The 18,004-nt window shown below is 63.8% G+C and carries 7 protein-coding genes; 6 read left to right on the forward strand and 1 reads right to left on the reverse strand.

Going from position 1 to position 18,004, the window contains the following annotated elements; all coding sequences use genetic code 11:
* Nucleotides 1–20: 20 nt before the first annotated feature.
* The gene (locus tag OC373_RS03880) at nt 21–3,062 is read left to right on the forward strand and encodes a TonB-dependent receptor (RefSeq protein WP_261997114.1); all 3,042 of its coding nucleotides are present in this window, start codon (nt 21–23) and stop codon (nt 3,060–3,062) included.
* Between the two features lie 75 nt (nt 3,063–3,137).
* Here the strand turns inward: OC373_RS03880 and apbC are convergent, their stop codons facing one another.
* Nucleotides 3,138–3,980, reverse strand: a complete 843-nt coding sequence (apbC, locus tag OC373_RS03885; RefSeq protein WP_102788256.1) for an iron-sulfur cluster carrier protein ApbC — start codon at nt 3,978–3,980, stop codon at nt 3,138–3,140.
* Nucleotides 3,981–4,199: 219 nt separating this feature from the next.
* Here apbC and OC373_RS03890 point away from each other — a divergent pair, with 219 nt between their 5' ends.
* The 5 genes from OC373_RS03890 (at nt 4,200) to OC373_RS03910 (ending at nt 17,936) form a co-directional block, all read left to right on the forward strand.
* Nucleotides 4,200–7,001 carry a TonB-dependent receptor gene (locus tag OC373_RS03890; protein WP_261997115.1) on the forward strand — a complete coding sequence of 934 codons (2,802 nt, stop codon included), beginning with the start codon at nt 4,200–4,202 and terminating at the stop codon, nt 6,999–7,001.
* 421 nt (nt 7,002–7,422) lie between these two features.
* Entirely contained in the window at nt 7,423–10,230 is a 2,808-nt protein-coding gene (locus tag OC373_RS03895; protein WP_026069695.1) for a TonB-dependent receptor, read from the forward strand.
* Between the two features lie 408 nt (nt 10,231–10,638).
* Complete coding sequence (locus OC373_RS03900) at nt 10,639–13,452, forward strand: TonB-dependent receptor (RefSeq protein ID WP_070427439.1); 2,814 nt, start codon at nt 10,639–10,641, stop codon at nt 13,450–13,452.
* Between the two features lie 220 nt (nt 13,453–13,672).
* Nucleotides 13,673–15,781: a M13-type metalloendopeptidase gene (locus OC373_RS03905; protein ID WP_172838069.1), complete on the forward strand. Its 2,109-nt coding sequence runs from the start codon at nt 13,673–13,675 to the stop codon at nt 15,779–15,781.
* Nucleotides 15,782–15,923: 142 nt separating this feature from the next.
* Nucleotides 15,924–17,936 (forward strand): M13 family metallopeptidase, encoded by a 2,013-nt coding sequence (locus tag OC373_RS03910; RefSeq protein ID WP_070425610.1) that lies wholly within the window; start codon nt 15,924–15,926, stop codon nt 17,934–17,936.
* The last annotated feature ends 68 nt before the right edge of the window (nt 17,937–18,004 follow it).

The following is an 18,004-nucleotide window of genomic DNA, read 5'->3' on the forward strand; positions in this document are numbered from 1 at the left end:
GCATCACGCAAAGGAATCTGATGAAACACACCATCCATGGACGCAAGTTCGCCCGTACCGCACTCGCCTTGATGTTGAGCGCATGCATCGGCACCTCTTTCGCACAAAGCACCTCCGGCAACATCAACGGCAGCGCTACGGCGGAGAAGGTTCAGGTCAGGAGCCTGGCCTCCGGTGCCACCCGCGAAGTCACCGTCGGAACCGACGGCCGCTTCAGCTTCTCGCAGTTGCCCATCGGCACTTATGAGGTCACCACCTTCAGTGGCGGCAGTGCGGTGAACACCACGCGCGTCAATGTCGTCGCCGGCCAGTCGACCACTGCCAGCTTCGCCTCGGCATCCAGCGGCGCCACCTCCCTCGACACGGTCAATGTGCGCGCGCTCAGCGCGGCCAATGCCATCGATCTCGGTAGCGTGGAATCGCGCACCACCTTTACCGCCGACCAGCTCAATTCCCTCCCCGTGGCACGCGATATCACGAGCGTTTCGCTGCTCACCCCCGGGACCGTTGCATCAAGTGGATATTTCGGCCCGGCATCGTTCGGCGGCGCCTCGGCCGCAGAGAACAGCTACTACGTCAACGGCTTCAACGTCACCAATCTGTACGACAGCCTGTCGTTCTCCGAGATCCCCTACCAGGCCATCGACCAGCTGGACGTGCAGACCGGCGGTTACGGCGCGCAGTACGGCTTCTCCACCGGCGGCGTGACCAGCGTCAACGTCAAGCGCGGCACCAACGAATGGAAGGGTGGCTTCAGCTGGACCGGCGCCCCGGATTCGCTGCGCGAGAGCGCGCCCGATACGTACTACGACGATGGCTCGCTCTTCCGTTCCTATGATCGCAACAGCAGCAGCTCCAACGTCTACAGCGTCTGGGCCGGCGGCCCGCTGATCGAAGACAAGCTGTTCGTGTTTGCGATGGGCCAGTTCAGCAACTCCAAGACCGGCAATTACGGCAACCGCGGCTCGCAGTACACCACCAATGGCCGTCCGCCCTCCGCTACCGCATTGTCCACGTCGGCCTACGACTATGAGTCCAAGACCCCGTACTGGCTGTTGAAGCTGGACTGGTACCTCAACGACAGCAACCACCTCGAGTACACCGGTTTCGACAACAGCCGCCGCTACAATTACGACTACTACAACGCTGCCTATGATGATCCCAGCAGTGGTGGCGAACCGGCCAAGACCAGCGCCCTCGGCGCGCTGATCGGCAAGTCCGGCGGCCAGACCGACGTCTTCAAGTGGACCAGCTACCTGACCGACAACCTGACTGCATCGCTGCAGTACGGCCAGATGCGCAACCGCAGCTCGGAGCACACGATCAGCCCCGACGGTGTGATGAGCACCTACGACGGCGACATCAACAGCCCGCAGGGCAGCTGCCCCTACGTTCTGGACTACCGGTCCGAGACCGGCGGAACCGGCCGGCAGATTGGCTGCGCCGTGGCCAGCACCGTCGGCATCTTCGGCGGCCGCAACGAGCGCAAAGGCACCCGCCTGGATCTCGACTGGCAGCTGGGCGACCACAAGATTGGCTTCGGCTACAGCGACGAGAAATGGACCTCCGTGCAGGGCACGTCCTACTCCGGCGGGGCCTTGTGGTACCTGGAAGACGACTACGCCGAGCGGGTGAACTTCCGCAACGGCGGCTCCATCGAGATCAAGCAGCAGTCGTGGTACCTGCAGGACAACTGGCAGATCACCCCGAACTTCATGCTGTATGCGGGCATCCGCAATGACTCGTTCGACAACAAGAACTCGGACGGCATCTCCTTCGTCAAGCAGGATGACATCTGGCAGCCGCGTGCAGGCTTCTCCTGGGATATCCTGGGCGACGGTCGCAGCAAGCTGTTCGCCTCGGTTGGCCGGTACTCGCTGCCGATCGCCGCCAACGTCGCGCTGCGCGCAGCCAGTGCCTCGTACTATCTGGACGAGTATTTCACCTACAGCGGCATCAATCCGAACGGCTCGCCGATCGTCACCGGCAGCTTCGAGGACGGTGCGTATGACGCAGTGATCAACGGCGAAAGCGGTGCTACGCCTGATCCGCGCGCAGTCGCGTCGCGGGGCCTGAAGCCGTACACCCAGGACGAAGTCATCCTGGGCTACCAGCAGCAGATCAATTCGTCGATCGATTTCTTCAATGACTGGACCGTGGGCATCAAGGCCACCTACCGTCGTATCAACAATGCGATCGATGACACCTGCGATTCGCGTTCGCTCTACAACGCAGCGGTTGCCGCCGGCTATGACCTGTCCAACTGGTCCGACCCGTGGACCGTGCCGGAAGGCCTGCCCGGCTGCTGGATCTACAACCCCGGCAGCGACCTGAACGTCACCCTGGATGTCGACGGCGATGGCACGGTGGAAGAGATCAACGTGCCGGGCGACACACTGGGGCCGAAGGCCAAGCGCACCTACAAGGCCGTCACCCTCAGCGCGGACAAGCAGACCGAGCGCTGGTACGCCAGCCTCTCCTACACCTGGTCCAAGCTGGAGGGCAACTACGAAGGTCTGGTCAAGAGCACCAACGGCCAGGATGACACCGGCACGACCTCGGACTTCGACTTTGCCGAGATCATGTACGGCGCTGATGGCTACCTGTTCAACGACCACCGCCACAGCTTCAAGCTCTTCGGCGGCTTCAAGTTCACCGACGAGTGGTCGGTCGGCGTCAACGTGCTGGCCCAGTCCGGCGCACCGAAAAGCTGCCTCGGCGGCGGCTGGGGCAGCTTCGACACCGAGTACGGTTATACCGGCGTGTTCCACACCTGCGAACAGGGTACCGACGAGATCTCCAAGGTGGGCAGCGCTGGCCGCACGCCGTGGCAGTTCACGGTCAGCCCGAACATCACCTACACGCCGAACTGGCTGGAAGGGCTGAGCATGCAGGTCTCGGTGATCAACGCCTTCAACAACATCAAGCCGGTCCAGGTGTACGAAACCAAGTACGGCCGCCCGAGCTCGGCACCGACCATCCGGACCTTCTACAACTACAACACGCCGAAGTACTTCAACGATCCGCGCTATGTCCGGTTCCAGGTGCAGTACGACTGGTAAGCCGAAAACCCGCGTTGCTTTCTCTCTTGACCGCCGGCCTCATGCCGGCGGTTTTTTCTGCAGGGAACAAAAGCCTTACAGCAACGAGGACAGGATCGGGATGGCTGCCCGCGGCCGCTTGGCCACTTCCTCGATCAACCGCTCGGCCGCGCGCAGGTAGGCCTGGGCCGCAGAAGACGCCGGCGCGGCAGCAGTGATCGGCGTACCGGCATCGCCCTGTTCACGGATGCCGATCTCCAGCGGCAGCGACCCCAGCAGCGGCACCCCGTACTGGGCGGCCATGCGCTCGCCACCGCCCTCGCCGAACAGATGCTCGACCTGGCCGCAGTTGCTGCAGGTATGCACGGCCATGTTCTCGACGATGCCCAGCACCGGCACCTCCACCTTCTCGAACATCTTCAGCGCCTTTTTCGCGTCCAGCGTGGCGATGTCCTGCGGCGTGGTGACGATCACCGCACCGGCCAGCGGAATCTTCTGGGTCAGGGTGAGCTGGATGTCGCCGGTGCCCGGCGGCAGATCGATCAGCAGGTAATCCAGGTCGTCCCACAGCGTGTCATTGAAGAACTGCGTCATCGCCGAGGTGGCCATCGGCCCGCGCCAGATCATCGGCGTCTCGTCCTCGATCAGGTAACCGATCGACATGGTCTCCACCCCGAACGCGCGCATCGGCTCGATCGACTTGTTGTCCGGGCTTTCCGGACGGCCACTCAGACCGAGCATGGCGGGCACGCTGGGGCCGTAGATATCGGCATCCAGCAGGCCCACGCGCGCGCCGAGCGCGGCAAGTGCGACAGCCAGGTTGACCGCGGTGGTGGACTTGCCGACCCCGCCCTTGCCCGACCCCACTGCGATCACGTTGCGCACGCGCGGATGCGGCGACAACCCCTTCTGCACTTGGCTGGCGTGGGGACGACGCACTTGGCTGGCACTCACTGCGGGCACTCCGGGAACACAACAATTGGACGCAACACTATACAACCTTGACTGCACCTGACTGAAAATCCCGATTGCTACGAAAGCATGCAATTTTCGTTAAGTTCATGTTACGGTCGAAACGCACTACGTTGAGCGTTTTCCGCGCGTTCCGGGAGGGAATCATTGGCGTCAGTGCTTTCTGTTTTGTTCTATGGACTATCAATGAATTACAGCACCACCGCACGTCGCAACACGCTCGCCGCTGCACTGTTCTCCGCCCTGATCGCCACCGCAGCCGCTCCGGCCATGGCACAGGATAAAGCCACGACGCTGGACAAAGTCACCGTCACCGGCTCGCTGATTCCGCAGACCGATATCGAAACCCAGACGCCGGTGATGTCCATCACCGCGCAGGACATCCAGACCCGCGGCTTCACCAGCGTGGCCGAAGTCCTCCAGCAGTCCTCGCTGACCACCGGCGGCCTCCAGGGCGGCCAGACCTCGGCGTCCTTCACCCAGGGCGCGGAAGCCTCGGGCATGTTCGGCCTGAACCCGGGTTACACCAAGTACCTGATCAACGGCCGTCCGATGATGTCGTATCCCGCGCTGTACAACGGCGGCGACACGTTCAACAACATCAGCGGCATTCCGATCGACATCGTCGAGCGCATTGAAGTCCTGCCGGGCGGCCAGTCGTCGCTGTACGGTTCGGACGCCATCGCCGGCGTGGTCAACATCATCCTCAAGGAACGCATGGACGGTGGCAGCATCTCCGTGCGCGGCGGCACCTACACCGAAGGTGGCGGCAACAGCGTTCGCTTCAGCGGCGCGCACGGTTTCAGCGCGTTCGATGACCGCTTCAACGCACTGGTCAACGTGCAGATCGAGTCGAGCAACCCCATCTGGGGCTACCAGCGCGACCTGACCCGCACCACCAATGCCAACGGCTACACCGCGCAGCTGCCGAGCAACGATTTCGCCGTCATCGACGCCGACACCAACCGCCTGTACATGATGGACCCGAACAACTGCGCCAACGTGGCCAGCCAGTTCGGTGGCACCACCGTGCTGGGCACCCGCCCCACCGGCCAGTCGTGCGGCACCTACTTCGGCGCCGGCTACAAGACGCTCAAGAACGGCAAGGACAGCGGCCAGTTCTATTCGGCGATGACCTTCGACGTCAACGACAACCTGCAGCTGTTCGCCGACGTGCTGTACAGCAAGGAAAAGACCGAGTACACCTCCGGTTCGAGCTACCTGTGGTGGGGCACCAAGAGCGGCATGGGCGGCTTCTACGACCAGTCCTCGGGCAAGGTGGTGAACCTGCAGCGCGCGTTCGCCCCGGAAGACATCGGTGGCCAGGGCTACAACGACGTCCTCAACAGTGACGAGAGCCGCTCCTACCAGGTGACCCTGGGCGCGAAGGGCATGGCCGGCAACTGGGACTACAGCGCCAGCTTCACCCGCGGTGAGTACAAGCTCACCGAAAACAAGTTCATGCGTTGGAAGGACCCGATCAACAACTACTTCGCCGAGCACGTGCTGGGCCCGCAGCTGGGCACCACGGCCGACGGCTGGGGCATCTACAACCCGAACTACGACGCGTTCTACTCGCCGATCTCGCCGGAAGATTTCGCCAGCTTCACCGGCTACGCGACCAACCGCAGCCGTACCTGGCAGAACCTGGGCCGCGTGCAGATCACCAACGGCTCGCTGTTCTCGCTGCCGGGCGGCGATGCCGGCTTCGCCGTGGTGGTTGAAGGTGGCAGCGAAGGCTGGGACTACTCCCCCGACCAGCGCCTGCTGGACGGCCAGGTGTGGGGCTCCTCGGCCGTGGCCGGCAATGGCCACCGCAGCAATTATGCGGTGACCTCCGAACTGCGCATGCCGGTGCTGGAGCAGGTCACGGTGACCGCTTCGGGTCGCTATGACGCGTTCAAGATCGCCGACAACACCGTCGACAAGGCCACCTACAGCCTGGGCCTGGAATACCGTCCGATCGACAGCCTGCTGTTCCGCGGCAAGTACGGCACTGCGTTCCGCGCACCGACCCTGTCCGATGCCTTCCAGGGCAAGAGCGGGTACTACGCCGCGAACTCGACCGACTACTACCGTTGCGGCACCCTGGGCTATGCACCGGGCAACACCGCCGACTGCCGTTACCACGACAACGTCTCGGTGTACTCCGAGCGCGCCGGCAACCCGGACCTGGAGCCGATCACGGCCGATGTCTGGAATGCAGGCGTGGTCTGGGCACCGATGGCGAACCTCTCCATCTCGGCCGACTACTACAACTGGAAGATCGAGAACGAAGTCGATACGGCCAGCACCGACCAGCTTCTGCTGGCCGAGTACTACTGCCGCAACGGCCTGCCCAACGGCTCTTCGGCCAGCTGCCAGAACGTGGCCGACTGGGTCGTGCGCGACGCCGCCGGCAACCTGAGCAGCCTGTACACCCCGAAGATGAACGTGGCTCGCCAGAACCTGCAGGCCGTGACGGTCGGCTTCAAGTATCTGCAGGACATCGGCCGCTTCGGCTCGCTGCAGTTCTCGGCCAACTACACCAACATGCTCAAGCGTGAAGTGCAGTCGCAGCCGGGTGAGGAGTTCCAGGATCTGCTGGGCAACCCGATCGCGATGTGGAACTACGACAACTTCGCCAAGGTCCGCAGCGATGCCTCCGTGGGCTGGTCGGTCGACAAGTTCACCACCACGCTGTACGCGAACTACATCGGCAAGACCCCGAACTACCTGGCCGGCATCAACGGCTATGACTATGTCCACCCGGCATCGGGCAAGGCGGCAGGCAAGTGGGGCTCGTACACCACGTACAACCTGAGCGTGAACTATCGCGCCCAGGAGGACCTGACGCTGTCGGTGATGGTCAACAACGTGTTCAACAAGATGCCCGACGGCCAGGCTTACAGCTACCTGGGCACCTCGGGTGCGCCGTACAACACCGGCCTGTACAACGCGTACGGCCGTGCCGTGTACGTCCAGGCCAAGTACGACTTCGGCAAGTAACCGCCGCAGGCCACACCGGCGACCGTGCAGGGCCCTGCCCTGCCGGTTCGCCATCCGGAGCGCCCCGAAAGGGGCGTTTCGCGTTTGTGGGGCTGCCACATCACCCGCGCCGCCACCGGCGCGAAAGAGGAAGCGAAACCGAAACGACGACCTTGGAAACAGTAATCGTTTTCAACCGCCACCATTCAGCATTGCGTCATGCACTCCGTTGTTACAAATTGTTACATTTTCATACATGACTGATTTTCAAACACTTTTTATCGAACCTCCAGCCTTATGGCCAATGGCTATGTGACTGAGCCGTGTAAGCATCGTTAAGCCCGTGTTACGTTCGATGACGAAGCACGGAAAGCTTCACACGCAGATGTAATCGCTTCCATGGACGGCCCTACCCACGTCGACACCGCACTCGGGGATGCCCATGTCTCGCCACAGCTCCACTCTGTCTCGCCACCCGCTGACCGCCGCCGTACTGACCGGCATGCTGCTGACCAGCGCCGTCACCGCCTTTGCCCAGGACACCGGTACCACCAACCTGGACAAGGTCACCGTCACCGGTTCGCTGATCCCGCAGACCGAGATTGAAACCCATACCCCGGTGGTGACCATCACCGCCGAAGACATCCAGACCCGCGGCTTCACCAGCGTGGCCGATGTGCTGCAGCAGTCCTCGCTGACCACCGGCGGCCTGCAGGGCGGCCAGACCTCCGCCTCGTTCACCCAGGGCGCTGAAGCGGCCGGCATGTTCGGCCTGAGCCCGAGCTACACCAAGTACCTGATCAACGGCCGGCCCATGCTGTCCTACCCCGCCCTGTACAACGGCGGCGATACGTTCAACAACATCAGCGGCATCCCGATCGACATCGTCGAGCGCATCGAGATCCTGCCCGGTGGCCAGTCCTCCCTGTACGGCTCGGATGCGATCGCCGGCGTGGTCAACATCATCCTGAAAGAGCGGATGGACGGCAGCGTACTCAACGTGCGCGGCGGCACCTACACCGAAGGCGGCGGCAGCACCTTCCGCGTCAGCGGCGCGACCGGCTTCAACAGCGCCGACGATCGCCTCAACGTGCTGGTCAATGCCCAGTTCGAGTCGAGCAATCCGATCTGGGGCTACCAGCGCGACGTCACCAAGACGACCAATGGCAAGGGCTACACCGCCCAGGTGCCGACCAATGACTTCCTGGTCGTCAATCCGGCGGCCGGCAACGCCTACCTGATGATGGATCCGAACCTGTGCGCCAACGTCGCCGGCCAGTTCGGTGGTACCACCGTGCTCGGCACGCGTGCGGCCGGCCAGTCCTGCGGCTCGATCTACAGCCCGGGCTACAAGACCGTCAAGAACGGCAAGGACAGCGCGCAGGTCTACAGCTCGTTCACCTTCGATGCCAGTGACAGCCTGCAGCTGTTCGGCGACGTGCTGTACAGCTATGAGGACGTGAAGTACGCCACCGGCTCCAACTACACCTGGTGGGGCACGGCCTCCGGTTACGGTCGCTTCTGGGACCAGACCAGCGGCCAGTGGATGAACCTGCAGCGCGCGTTCGCCCCGGAAGACATCAGCGCCAACGGCTACAAGGACATCCTCAACACCGACCGCAACAAGGCTTACCAGGTGACCCTGGGTGGCCGCGGCACGCTGGGCAACTGGGATTACAGCGCCAGCTTCACCCGCGGCGAGTACAAGCTGACCGAGCGCAATTTCGTGCGCTGGGCCGATCCGATCAACAACTACTTCGAAGAGCACGTACTGGGCCCGCAGTTGGGCACCCGCAGCGGCTACGCAGTGTTCGCGCCGAACTGGGACGCCTTCTATGCGCCGATCCCGGCCGGCGACTTCGCCACCTTCACCGGTTACACGGAGAGCCAGAGCCGCACGTGGCAGAACCTGGGCCGTTTCCAGCTCACCAACGGCACGCTGTTCTCGCTGCCCGGCGGTGATGCCGGTTTCGCCGTCGTTGCCGAAGCCGGCAGCGAAGGCTGGGATTACACCCCCGACGAGCGCCTGATGGACGGCAGCGTATGGGGCACCACCGCGGTCGCCGGTGCAGGCCATCGCAGCAACTACTCGCTGACCTCCGAGCTGCGCCTGCCGCTGCTCGATTCGCTGACCGTCACCGGTTCGGGCCGCTATGACGCCTTCAAGATCGGTGACAGCACCGTCGACAAGGCAACCTACAGTGTCGGCGTCGAGTTCCGTCCGATCGAGAGCCTGCTGTTCCGCGGCAAGTACGGTACCGCGTTCCGCGCGCCCAGCCTGTCCGATGCGTTCCAGGGCCTGAGCGGCTACTACGCCAACGGCTCCACCGACTACTACCGCTGCGGCCAGCTCGGCTATGCGCCGACCGATACCACCGGCTGCGCCTATGACAGCGTCTCGGTGTTCGGCCAGCGTGCCGGCAACCCGGACCTGGAACCGATCACCGCCGATGTGTGGAATGCCGGCGTGGTCTGGGCACCGTTGAGCAACCTGTCCTTCTCGGTCGATTACTACAACTGGAAGATCAAGAACGAAGTCGACACGCTGAGCTCGGACCAGCTGCTGCTGGCCGAGTACTACTGCCGCAACGGCCTGGTCAACAACACCTCGGCCAGCTGCGACAATGTCAACGAGTGGATCACCCGTGATGCGTCCGGCGTTCTGGACGAGATCTACACCCCGAAGATGAACGTGGCCAGCCAGAACCTGCAGGCCATCACCGCCAGTGCCAAGTACGTGCAGGAACTGGGTCGTTTCGGTGCACTGCAGTTCTCCACCAACTACACCAACATGATCAAGCGCGAGCTGCAGCCGCAGCCGGGCGATGAATACCTGGACCTGCTGCGCGATCCGTACAACATGTGGATCTACGACTCCTACGCCAAGGTGCGCGCCGATGGTTCGCTGGCCTGGGCCTTGGACAAGTGGACCACCACGCTGTACTTCAACTATGTCGGCAAGACCCCGAACTACCTGGCTTACGCCGGCAACGGCTACGACTACGTGCACCCCTCGGGCGCCAAGGCTGGCAAGTGGGGTTCGTACACCACCTATAACCTGAGCGTGAACTACCGGGCAGCGGAGAACATGACCTTCTCGGTCATGGTCAACAATGTGTTCAACAAGATGCCCGACAACCAGGCGAGCAACTACCCGGGCACCTCCGGTACGCCTTACAACAATTACTTCTACAACATCTACGGCCGGGCCGTGTATGTGCAGGCCAAGTATGAATTTGGCGGGAAGTAACACGATAGCCACTCAGCACTGACACCAGAAAGCCCCGCCGAAAGGCGGGGCTTTTTTCATGCGGCATCGTACATTCGGAATGCGATTACCGGTTTAATCCCACTTGTTAATCACCTCCCTGTTCAGCAGCCAGGCCGCGGCGCAATATGAATAAAGTTTCATGTTCATCCAGCCCATTGTTTTTGAAGATATTTCAACAACGCCTCGCCTTCGCCGCAGACAGGCCGAGCCCATTCAGCGTATTTCACGTTAAGCGCGTGTTACGTTCGCGGCACGCCGGTACCGACTGAACGCAGAATGAAACACCCAAGGACGGCCATGCAGGCCTGATACCGGATCGTTGTTGCACGCAATCAAGAGGTCCCACGGAAGGGCAAGCCACGACATCACCACTACATGGGGTTGCACATGTCTCGCCAAGGTAATTCGATCTCGCGTCATCCGCTTGTCGCCGCCGTCCTCACCGGCCTGCTGCTCACCAGCGCCACCGTCTTCGCACAGGACAACGCCGCCACCAATCTCGACCGCGTCACCGTCACCGGGTCCTTGATCCCGCAGACCGAGATCGAGAACCACACACCGGTGCTGACCGTCACCGCCGAGGACATCCAGACCCGCGGCTTCACCAGTATCTCCGAGGTGCTGCAGCAGTCTTCGCTGACCACCGGCGGCCTGCAGGGCGGCCAGACCGCCGCCTCCTTCACCCAGGGTGCCGAAGCGGCCGGCATGTTCGGCCTGGACCCGGGCTACACCAAATACCTGATCAACGGCCGGCCGATGCTGCAGTACCCGGCGCTGTACAACGGCAGCGACGCGTTCAACAACCTCAGCGGCATTCCGATCGACATCGTCGAGCGCATCGAGATCCTGCCCGGCGGCCAGTCCTCGCTGTACGGCTCTGACGCCATCGCCGGCGTGGTCAATATCATCCTCAAGGAGCGCATGGATGGCGGCGTGCTCAATGTCCGCGGCGGCGCCACCACCGAAGGCGGCGGCAACAACATCCGCGTCAGCGGCGCCAGGGGCTTCAACAGCGCCGATGACCGCTTCAATGCACTGGTCAACGTGCAGTACGAAAAGAGCAACCCGATCTGGGGCTACCAGCGCGACCTGACCCGCACCAACAACCGCGTCGGCTACAGCGCGCAGGTGCCGGCCAACGATTTTCTGGTCTATCTGCCCGCCGACAACAACGCGTTCGTGATGATGGACCCGACCCGTTGCGCCAGCGTCGCCGGTCAGTTCGGCGGCACCACCGTGCTGGGCACGCGCGCGGCCGGCGAGTCCTGCGGCTCGGCCTACGGCGCCGGCTACCGCACGCTGAAGAACGACAAGGAGAGCAGCCAGTTCTACAGCTCGATGACGTTCGATGTGAACGACAACTTCACCCTGTTCGCCGATGCGCTGTACAGCCTGGAAGAGGTCAAGTACACGCCGGGTTCGGGGTATACGTTCTGGGGCAGCGACCTGAGCTTCGGCGCGTTCTATGACCAGGACACCGATCAGTACATGAACCTGCAGCGCGCGTTCGCGCCGGAGGACATCGGGCCGAACGGCTACAAGGACATCCTCAACACCGACCGCAACAAGGCCTACCAGGTCACCCTGGGCGGGCGTGGCACGTTCGGCAACTGGGATTACAGCGCCAGCTTCAGCCGCGGCGAATACAAGCTGACCGAGCGCGGCTTCGTGCGCTGGGCCGATGACATCGACAGCTACTTCGAGAACCGCGTGCTCGGCCCGGTGCTGGGTACCACCGATGACGGCTACAACATCTACAGCCCGAACTGGGGCGCGTTCTATTCGCAGCTGCCAGCCGGCGATTTCCAGACCTTCACCGGCTACACCTACAACCAGAGCAAGACCTGGCAGAACCTGGGCCGCTTCCAGCTCACCAACGGCTCGCTGTTCACCTTGCCCGGTGGCGATGCAGGCTTTGCCGTGGTCGCCGAAGCCGGCAGCGAAGGCTGGGATTACCGCCCGGACGAGCGCTTGATGGATGGCAGCGTGTGGGGCACCACCTCGGTGGCCGGTAATGGCCATCGCAGCAACTACGCGGTGACCTCCGAACTGCGCCTGCCGCTGATCGACTCGCTCACCGTGACCGGCTCGGGTCGCTACGACGCCTACAAGATCGCAGACAACACCGTCGACAAGGCCACCTACAGCGTCGGCGTGGAGTTCCGTCCGATCGAAAGCCTGCTGTTCCGTGGCAAGTACGGCACCGCGTTCCGTGCGCCGACCCTGCCCGACGCCTTCCAGGGCGAGAGCGGGTATTACGCCAACGGCGCGGTCGACTACTACCGTTGCGGCCAGCTCGGCTATGCCCCGGCCGATACCCTCGCCTGCCCGTACGGCAACGAGTCGGTGTTCGGCGTGCAGGCGGGCAACACGGAGCTGGAACCGATCACCGCCGATGTCTGGAACGCCGGCGTGGTCTGGGCGCCGATGAACAACCTCTCGGTCTCGGTCGACTACTACAACTGGAAGATCGACAACGAAGTCGACACCCTGAGCTCGGACCAGCTGCTGCGCGCGGAGTACTACTGCCGCAATGGCCAGGGCAACCCGACCTCGGCCAGCTGCGAGAACGTCGCTGACTGGATCACCCGCGATGCGGCCGGCAACATCGAGCAGATCTTCACGCCCAAGCTCAACGTCGCGCGCCAGAACCTGCAGGCCCTGACGGCCAGCTTCAAGTACGTGCAGGACATCGGCCGCTTCGGCTCGCTGCAGTTCGCCAGCAACTACACCAACATCCTCAAGCGCGAGCTGCAGCCGCAGCCGGGCGACGACTATCTGGATCTGCTGCGCGACCCGTATGCGATGTGGTACTACGACGCCTACGCCAAGGTCCGTACCGATGGTTCGGTGGGCTGGGCCAAGGACCGCTGGACCACCACGCTGTACTTCAACTACATCGGCAAGACGCCGAACTACATGTCCTACCTGGGCGAGAGCTTCGACTACGTCCACCCGTCCGGTTACAAAGCCGGCAAGTGGGGCTCCTACACCACCTACAACCTCAGTGTGAACTACCGGGCGCTGGACAACCTGACCCTGTCGCTGATGGTCAACAACGTCTTCAACAAGATGCCCGACGGCCAGGCCCACAGCTACGCCGGCAACATCGCCTCGCCGTACAACAGCAGCATCTACAACCCGTACGGACGCGCGGTGTATGTGCAGGCCAAGTACGATTTCGGCACCAAGACCAACTGAGCCGAACCCGGGATGACACCCCCAGGCCCCGCCGCAAGGCGGGGCTTTTCCATGGCCGCTGCCGGGCGGGGCCACGTCCGCAGTTGACCGGATCAGGCCTCTTGCCATCGGCCATGACCTTCGACACCCTTGCAGGCCGGGCCGGCGGCGTATCGTCTGGCCCACAGGCTCTTCGGGGCCATTCCTGCACGACTTTTCCGGCCTGGAGGCCAATCACGTGATCGCACGTACACCCAAACTGGTACTGCTGACCCTGGCCGTTTCGGCCGCGCTGGTCGGCTGCGGCAAGAACGAAACCCCGGCCACGGACAGCGCAGCCTCCACCGCCGCGCCGGCGGCCCCGGCCGCCACCGAGTACAAGCTCGACGAGAGCAAGCTGCCGGCCTACAACGCCTTCCACCCGTCCGACCTGGACACCAGCATGGACGCCTGTGGCGCGTTCGGTGACTACGTCAACAGCAAGTGGCTGGCCGCCAATGAAATCCCGGCCGACCGCACCAGCTGGGGCGCCTTCACCATCCTGGACGAGCGCTCGGTCGCCGTGCAGCACCAGCTCGCCGAGCAGGTCGCGGCGGTCAAGAACCCGGCCGGCATCGAGAAGATCGTCGGCGATTTCTGGGCCACCGGCATGGACGAGGCCAAGATCAACGCCCAGGGCATCGAGCCGATCAAGGCCGACCTGGCCGCCATTGACGGCCTGCAGGACAAGGACGCGATCGCCAACTACCTGCGCACCAGCGCCGCCAAGGGCGAGAACGTGCTGTTCGGCTTCGGTCCGGAAGCGGACTTCAAGAATTCCAGCATGAACCTGGCCTACGCCAGCCAGGGCGGCCTGGGCCTGCCGGACACCACCTATTACACCGACGCCAAGAACGCCGACAAGCTCAAGGCTTACCAGGCCCACGTGGCCAAGGTGCTGGAACTGGCCGGCGTGGCCACGGCCGACGCTGAGAAGCAGGCCGCCGATGTGGTCAAGTTCGAAACGCGCCTGGCCAAGGCGTCCAAGTCCAGCGTCGAGCTCTCGCGCGATGTCTCGCTGTTCTACAACCCGGTCACCGTGGCCGACGCGGACAAGCTGACCCCGAACTTCAGCTGGACCGAATTCTTCAAGGCCCAGGGCATCGCCGCCCCGGAGAAGTTCTCGCTGGCCATGCCCAGCTTCCACCAGGAAGTGAGCAAGGCACTGGGCGATACCGATCCGTCGGTGTGGCGTGCCTACCTGCGCTTCCACACCGTGGACAGCGCCTCGCCGTACCTGGCCGATGCCTTCGTCAATGAGAACTACAACTTCTACGGCAAGACCCTGAACGGTCAGAAGGAGCAGAAGCCGCGCTGGAAGCGCGTGCTGGGCACCATCGAAAACGATGCCGGCGACGCCTTCGGCCAGCTGTACGTGAAGGTCGCCTTCTCGCCTGAAGCCAAGGCCAAGATGGAAGAACTGGTCAAGAACCTGGCCGCCGCCCTCAAGGAGCGCATCCAGGGCCTGACCTGGATGAGCGATGAGACCAAGGCCAAGGCCATCGCCAAGTGGGAAACCTTCACCCCGAAGATCGGCTACCCGGACAAGTGGCGTGACTGGAGCGGCCTGGCCACCGGCCGCGACAGCTACCTGGGCAACGTCCGCGCCGCCAATGCGTTCAACTACAAGTTCGCGCTGTCCAAGATCGGCCAGCCGGTGGACAAGACCGAGTGGGGCATGACCCCGCAGACGGTCAATGCCTACTACAACCCGCTGCAGAACGAGATCGTCTTCCCGGCCGCCATCCTGCAGCCGCCGTTCTTCGACCCCAAGGCCGATGACGCGCTGAACTACGGCGGCATCGGTGCGGTGATCGGCCACGAAATGACCCACGGTTACGACGACCAGGGCAGCCGCTTCGGGCCGACCGGCAACTTCGAGAACTGGTGGACCGAGGCGGACACCAAGAACTTCAGCGGCCTGACCGGCAAGCTGATCAAGCAGTTCGACGGTTACAAGGTGGACGGCCAGCCGGTCAACGGCAAGCTGACCCTGGGCGAGAACATCGCCGACCTGGGTGGCCTGGCCACCGCCTACGACGCCCTGCAGAAGGCCTCGGCCGGCAAGGAAGATCCGAAGGTCGACGGCTTCACCCGTGACCAGCGCTTCTTCTTCAACTGGGCCACGGTGTGGCGCACCAAGTACACCCCGGAGAACATGAAGGTCCGCCTGGCGACCGACCCGCATGCCCCGGCGCAGTTCCGCGCGATGGGTGCCCCGTCGAACCTGCCCACCTTCGCCGCGGCCTTCCAGTGCAAGGCCGGCTCGCCGATGGTGCGCGCTGGCGACCAGCAGGTCGTGATCTGGTAACAAGCGCCCTTTATTGAGCGTTGCGCACGCAAAGGCCCGGGATTTCCCGGGCCTTTGCTTTTGGTGCGGGGGGCACCCATCACGCTCTTTTCGCTTTGCTTGGTACACTCGCGCGATCCCAATCCTGCTGGATTCGCTTTACATGTCCAACCTCCGTCCGCTTGCCATTGCCCTGGGCATCAGCCTGGTCACCCTGGTCGCTGCTCCCGATGCGCACGCCGCGCCGAAGAAGAAGGCCGCCGCGCGTGCGCCGGCCGTCAGCGCCCAGTGCAGCGACTTCTACGAGGCCACCAATGCGACCTGGCTGAAAGCCAATCCGGTGCCGCAGACCGGTGCCACTACCGCACTGGGCCAGCTTGCCGACCGCGCACGCCAGCAGCAGCGTGAACTGCTGGATGGCGCGATGACCGCGCCGCAGGGCAACGTGCAGAAGCTGCTCGGCGACTTCTGGGCCAGCGGCCTGGACGAAGCCGCCGTGGAAGCCGATGGCTCCAACCCGATCGCCCCGCTGCTGACCCGCATCAACGCGATCAAGAAGGCCAAGGACGTGCCGGCCTCGATCGCCGCGCTGCACCAGGTGGGCATCCCGGTGGCCTTCAACTTCGCCCCGGACGTGGACCTGAAGGCACTGGACCGCCACATCGGCTACTTCATGCAGGGCGGCATGGGCCTGCCGGACCCGGCGTTCTACACCCGTACCGATGCCGACACCGTCGCGCTGATGGCGCGCTACCGCACCTACGTCAAGCAGGTGCTGGCGCTGACCGGCACCCCGGCGGACAAGCTCGATGCCGAATCGCAGTCGGTGATCGCACTGGAAACCGAACTGGCGCGCAATGCGCAGTCGCTGGCTGGCATCAACAACCCGTTCAACAACTACGCGCCGATCTCCACCAAGGAGCTCAACAGCCGTTACCGCAACCTGCAGCTGGAAGCCTTCCTGAAGGCACAGGGCGTCAATGACGACCTGGTCTCGCTGTCCGATCCGGCGCTGTTCAAGCAGCTCGACGGCATGGTCACCCGGCTCAAGCCGGAGCAGTGGAAGGTCTACCTGCGCTGGCGCGTGGGTGATGCGATGGCCCCCTACCTGTCCAAGGCCTACCGCGATGCCGAGTTCGAGTTCCGCGGCCGCGTGATGCGTGGCCAGACCCTGCCGCCGGCACGCTGGGAGCAGGTGCTGGATGCGATCAACGTCGCCGCCGGCCCGATGGTCGGCCGCGAGTACGCCGCCAAGCATCTCTCGGCCGACGACCGTCGCAAGGCGGCGCTGGTGGTGGACAAGATCCGCGAAGTGCAGATCGATGCGGTCAAGCGCAGCACCTGGATGAGCGATGAGGCCAAGACCGAAGCGCAGGCCAAGCTGGCCGCGCTGAAGATCGAGATCGGCACCCCGCTGCGCGATCTGGACTACACCGTGCAGCCGATGGGCCGTGGCAGCTTTGGCGGCAACATGCTGATCGCCTCGACCTGGCGCCACCGCGAAGAGATGAAGCGCATCGGCAAGGGCAACGCCGACCGTCGCTGGGACGTGCTGCCGCAGCAGCCGGCCCTGGCCTACGACATCGCGCAGAACCGCCTGATCGTCACCGCCGCCGTGCTGCAGGGCCCGGTGTTCAATGCCAAGGGCGATACCGCCGACCTGTTCGGCAGCTACGGCGCGCTGGTCGCGCACGAGCTGACCCGCGCGATCGATGCCAAGGGCGCGCTGGTGGATGCCAAGGGCGAACTGCGCAGCTGGTGGACCCCGGCCGACAAGACCGCCTGGACCCTGTTCGGCAACCGCGTGGCCGCGCAGTACAGCGGCTATGACTACCCGGGCGTGAAGGGCGCCAAGGTCAACGGTGAACTCACCCGTGAAGAGAACCTGGCCGACCTGGCCGGCCTCGAACTGGCGTGGGAGGCCTACAAGGCCGTTGAGCCGGCCGCCAAGCCGGCCGCACAGCAGGGCTTCTTCCGTGCCTGGGCGAGCCTGTGGCCGCAGCAGCTCTCGCCGAACGTCGCCGCCCAGCGCCTGAGCTCGGACATCCTGGCCCCGGGCCGCTGGCGCACCAACGGCCCGCTGTCCAACCTGCCGGCCTTCGGTGCCACGTTCACCTGCAAGCCGGGCCAGCCGATGCAGCGCGTGGACAACGACCAGATCAAGGTCTGGCGCTGAGCCCCGCTGCACAGCAGAAACGAAAAGGGCGCCCACTGGGCGCCCTTTTCATTTAACGGGGACGGAGG

The organism is Stenotrophomonas sp. Ste96 (assembly GCF_024519495.1).
In the GTDB taxonomy this organism is placed as follows: Bacteria; Pseudomonadota; Gammaproteobacteria; order Xanthomonadales; family Xanthomonadaceae; genus Stenotrophomonas; species Stenotrophomonas bentonitica_A.

Excerpts from the sequence above, each read along its gene's own strand:
- OC373_RS03880 (WP_261997114.1), top strand. The coding sequence starts at position 21 with ATGAAACACACCATCCATGGACGCAAGTTCGCCCGTACCGCACTCGCC.
- OC373_RS03890 (WP_261997115.1), top strand. The coding sequence starts at position 4,200 with ATGAATTACAGCACCACCGCACGTCGCAACACGCTCGCCGCTGCACTG.
- OC373_RS03895 (WP_026069695.1), top strand. The coding sequence starts at position 7,423 with ATGTCTCGCCACAGCTCCACTCTGTCTCGCCACCCGCTGACCGCCGCC.
- OC373_RS03900 (WP_070427439.1), top strand. The coding sequence starts at position 10,639 with ATGTCTCGCCAAGGTAATTCGATCTCGCGTCATCCGCTTGTCGCCGCC.
- OC373_RS03910 (WP_070425610.1), top strand. The coding sequence starts at position 15,924 with ATGTCCAACCTCCGTCCGCTTGCCATTGCCCTGGGCATCAGCCTGGTC.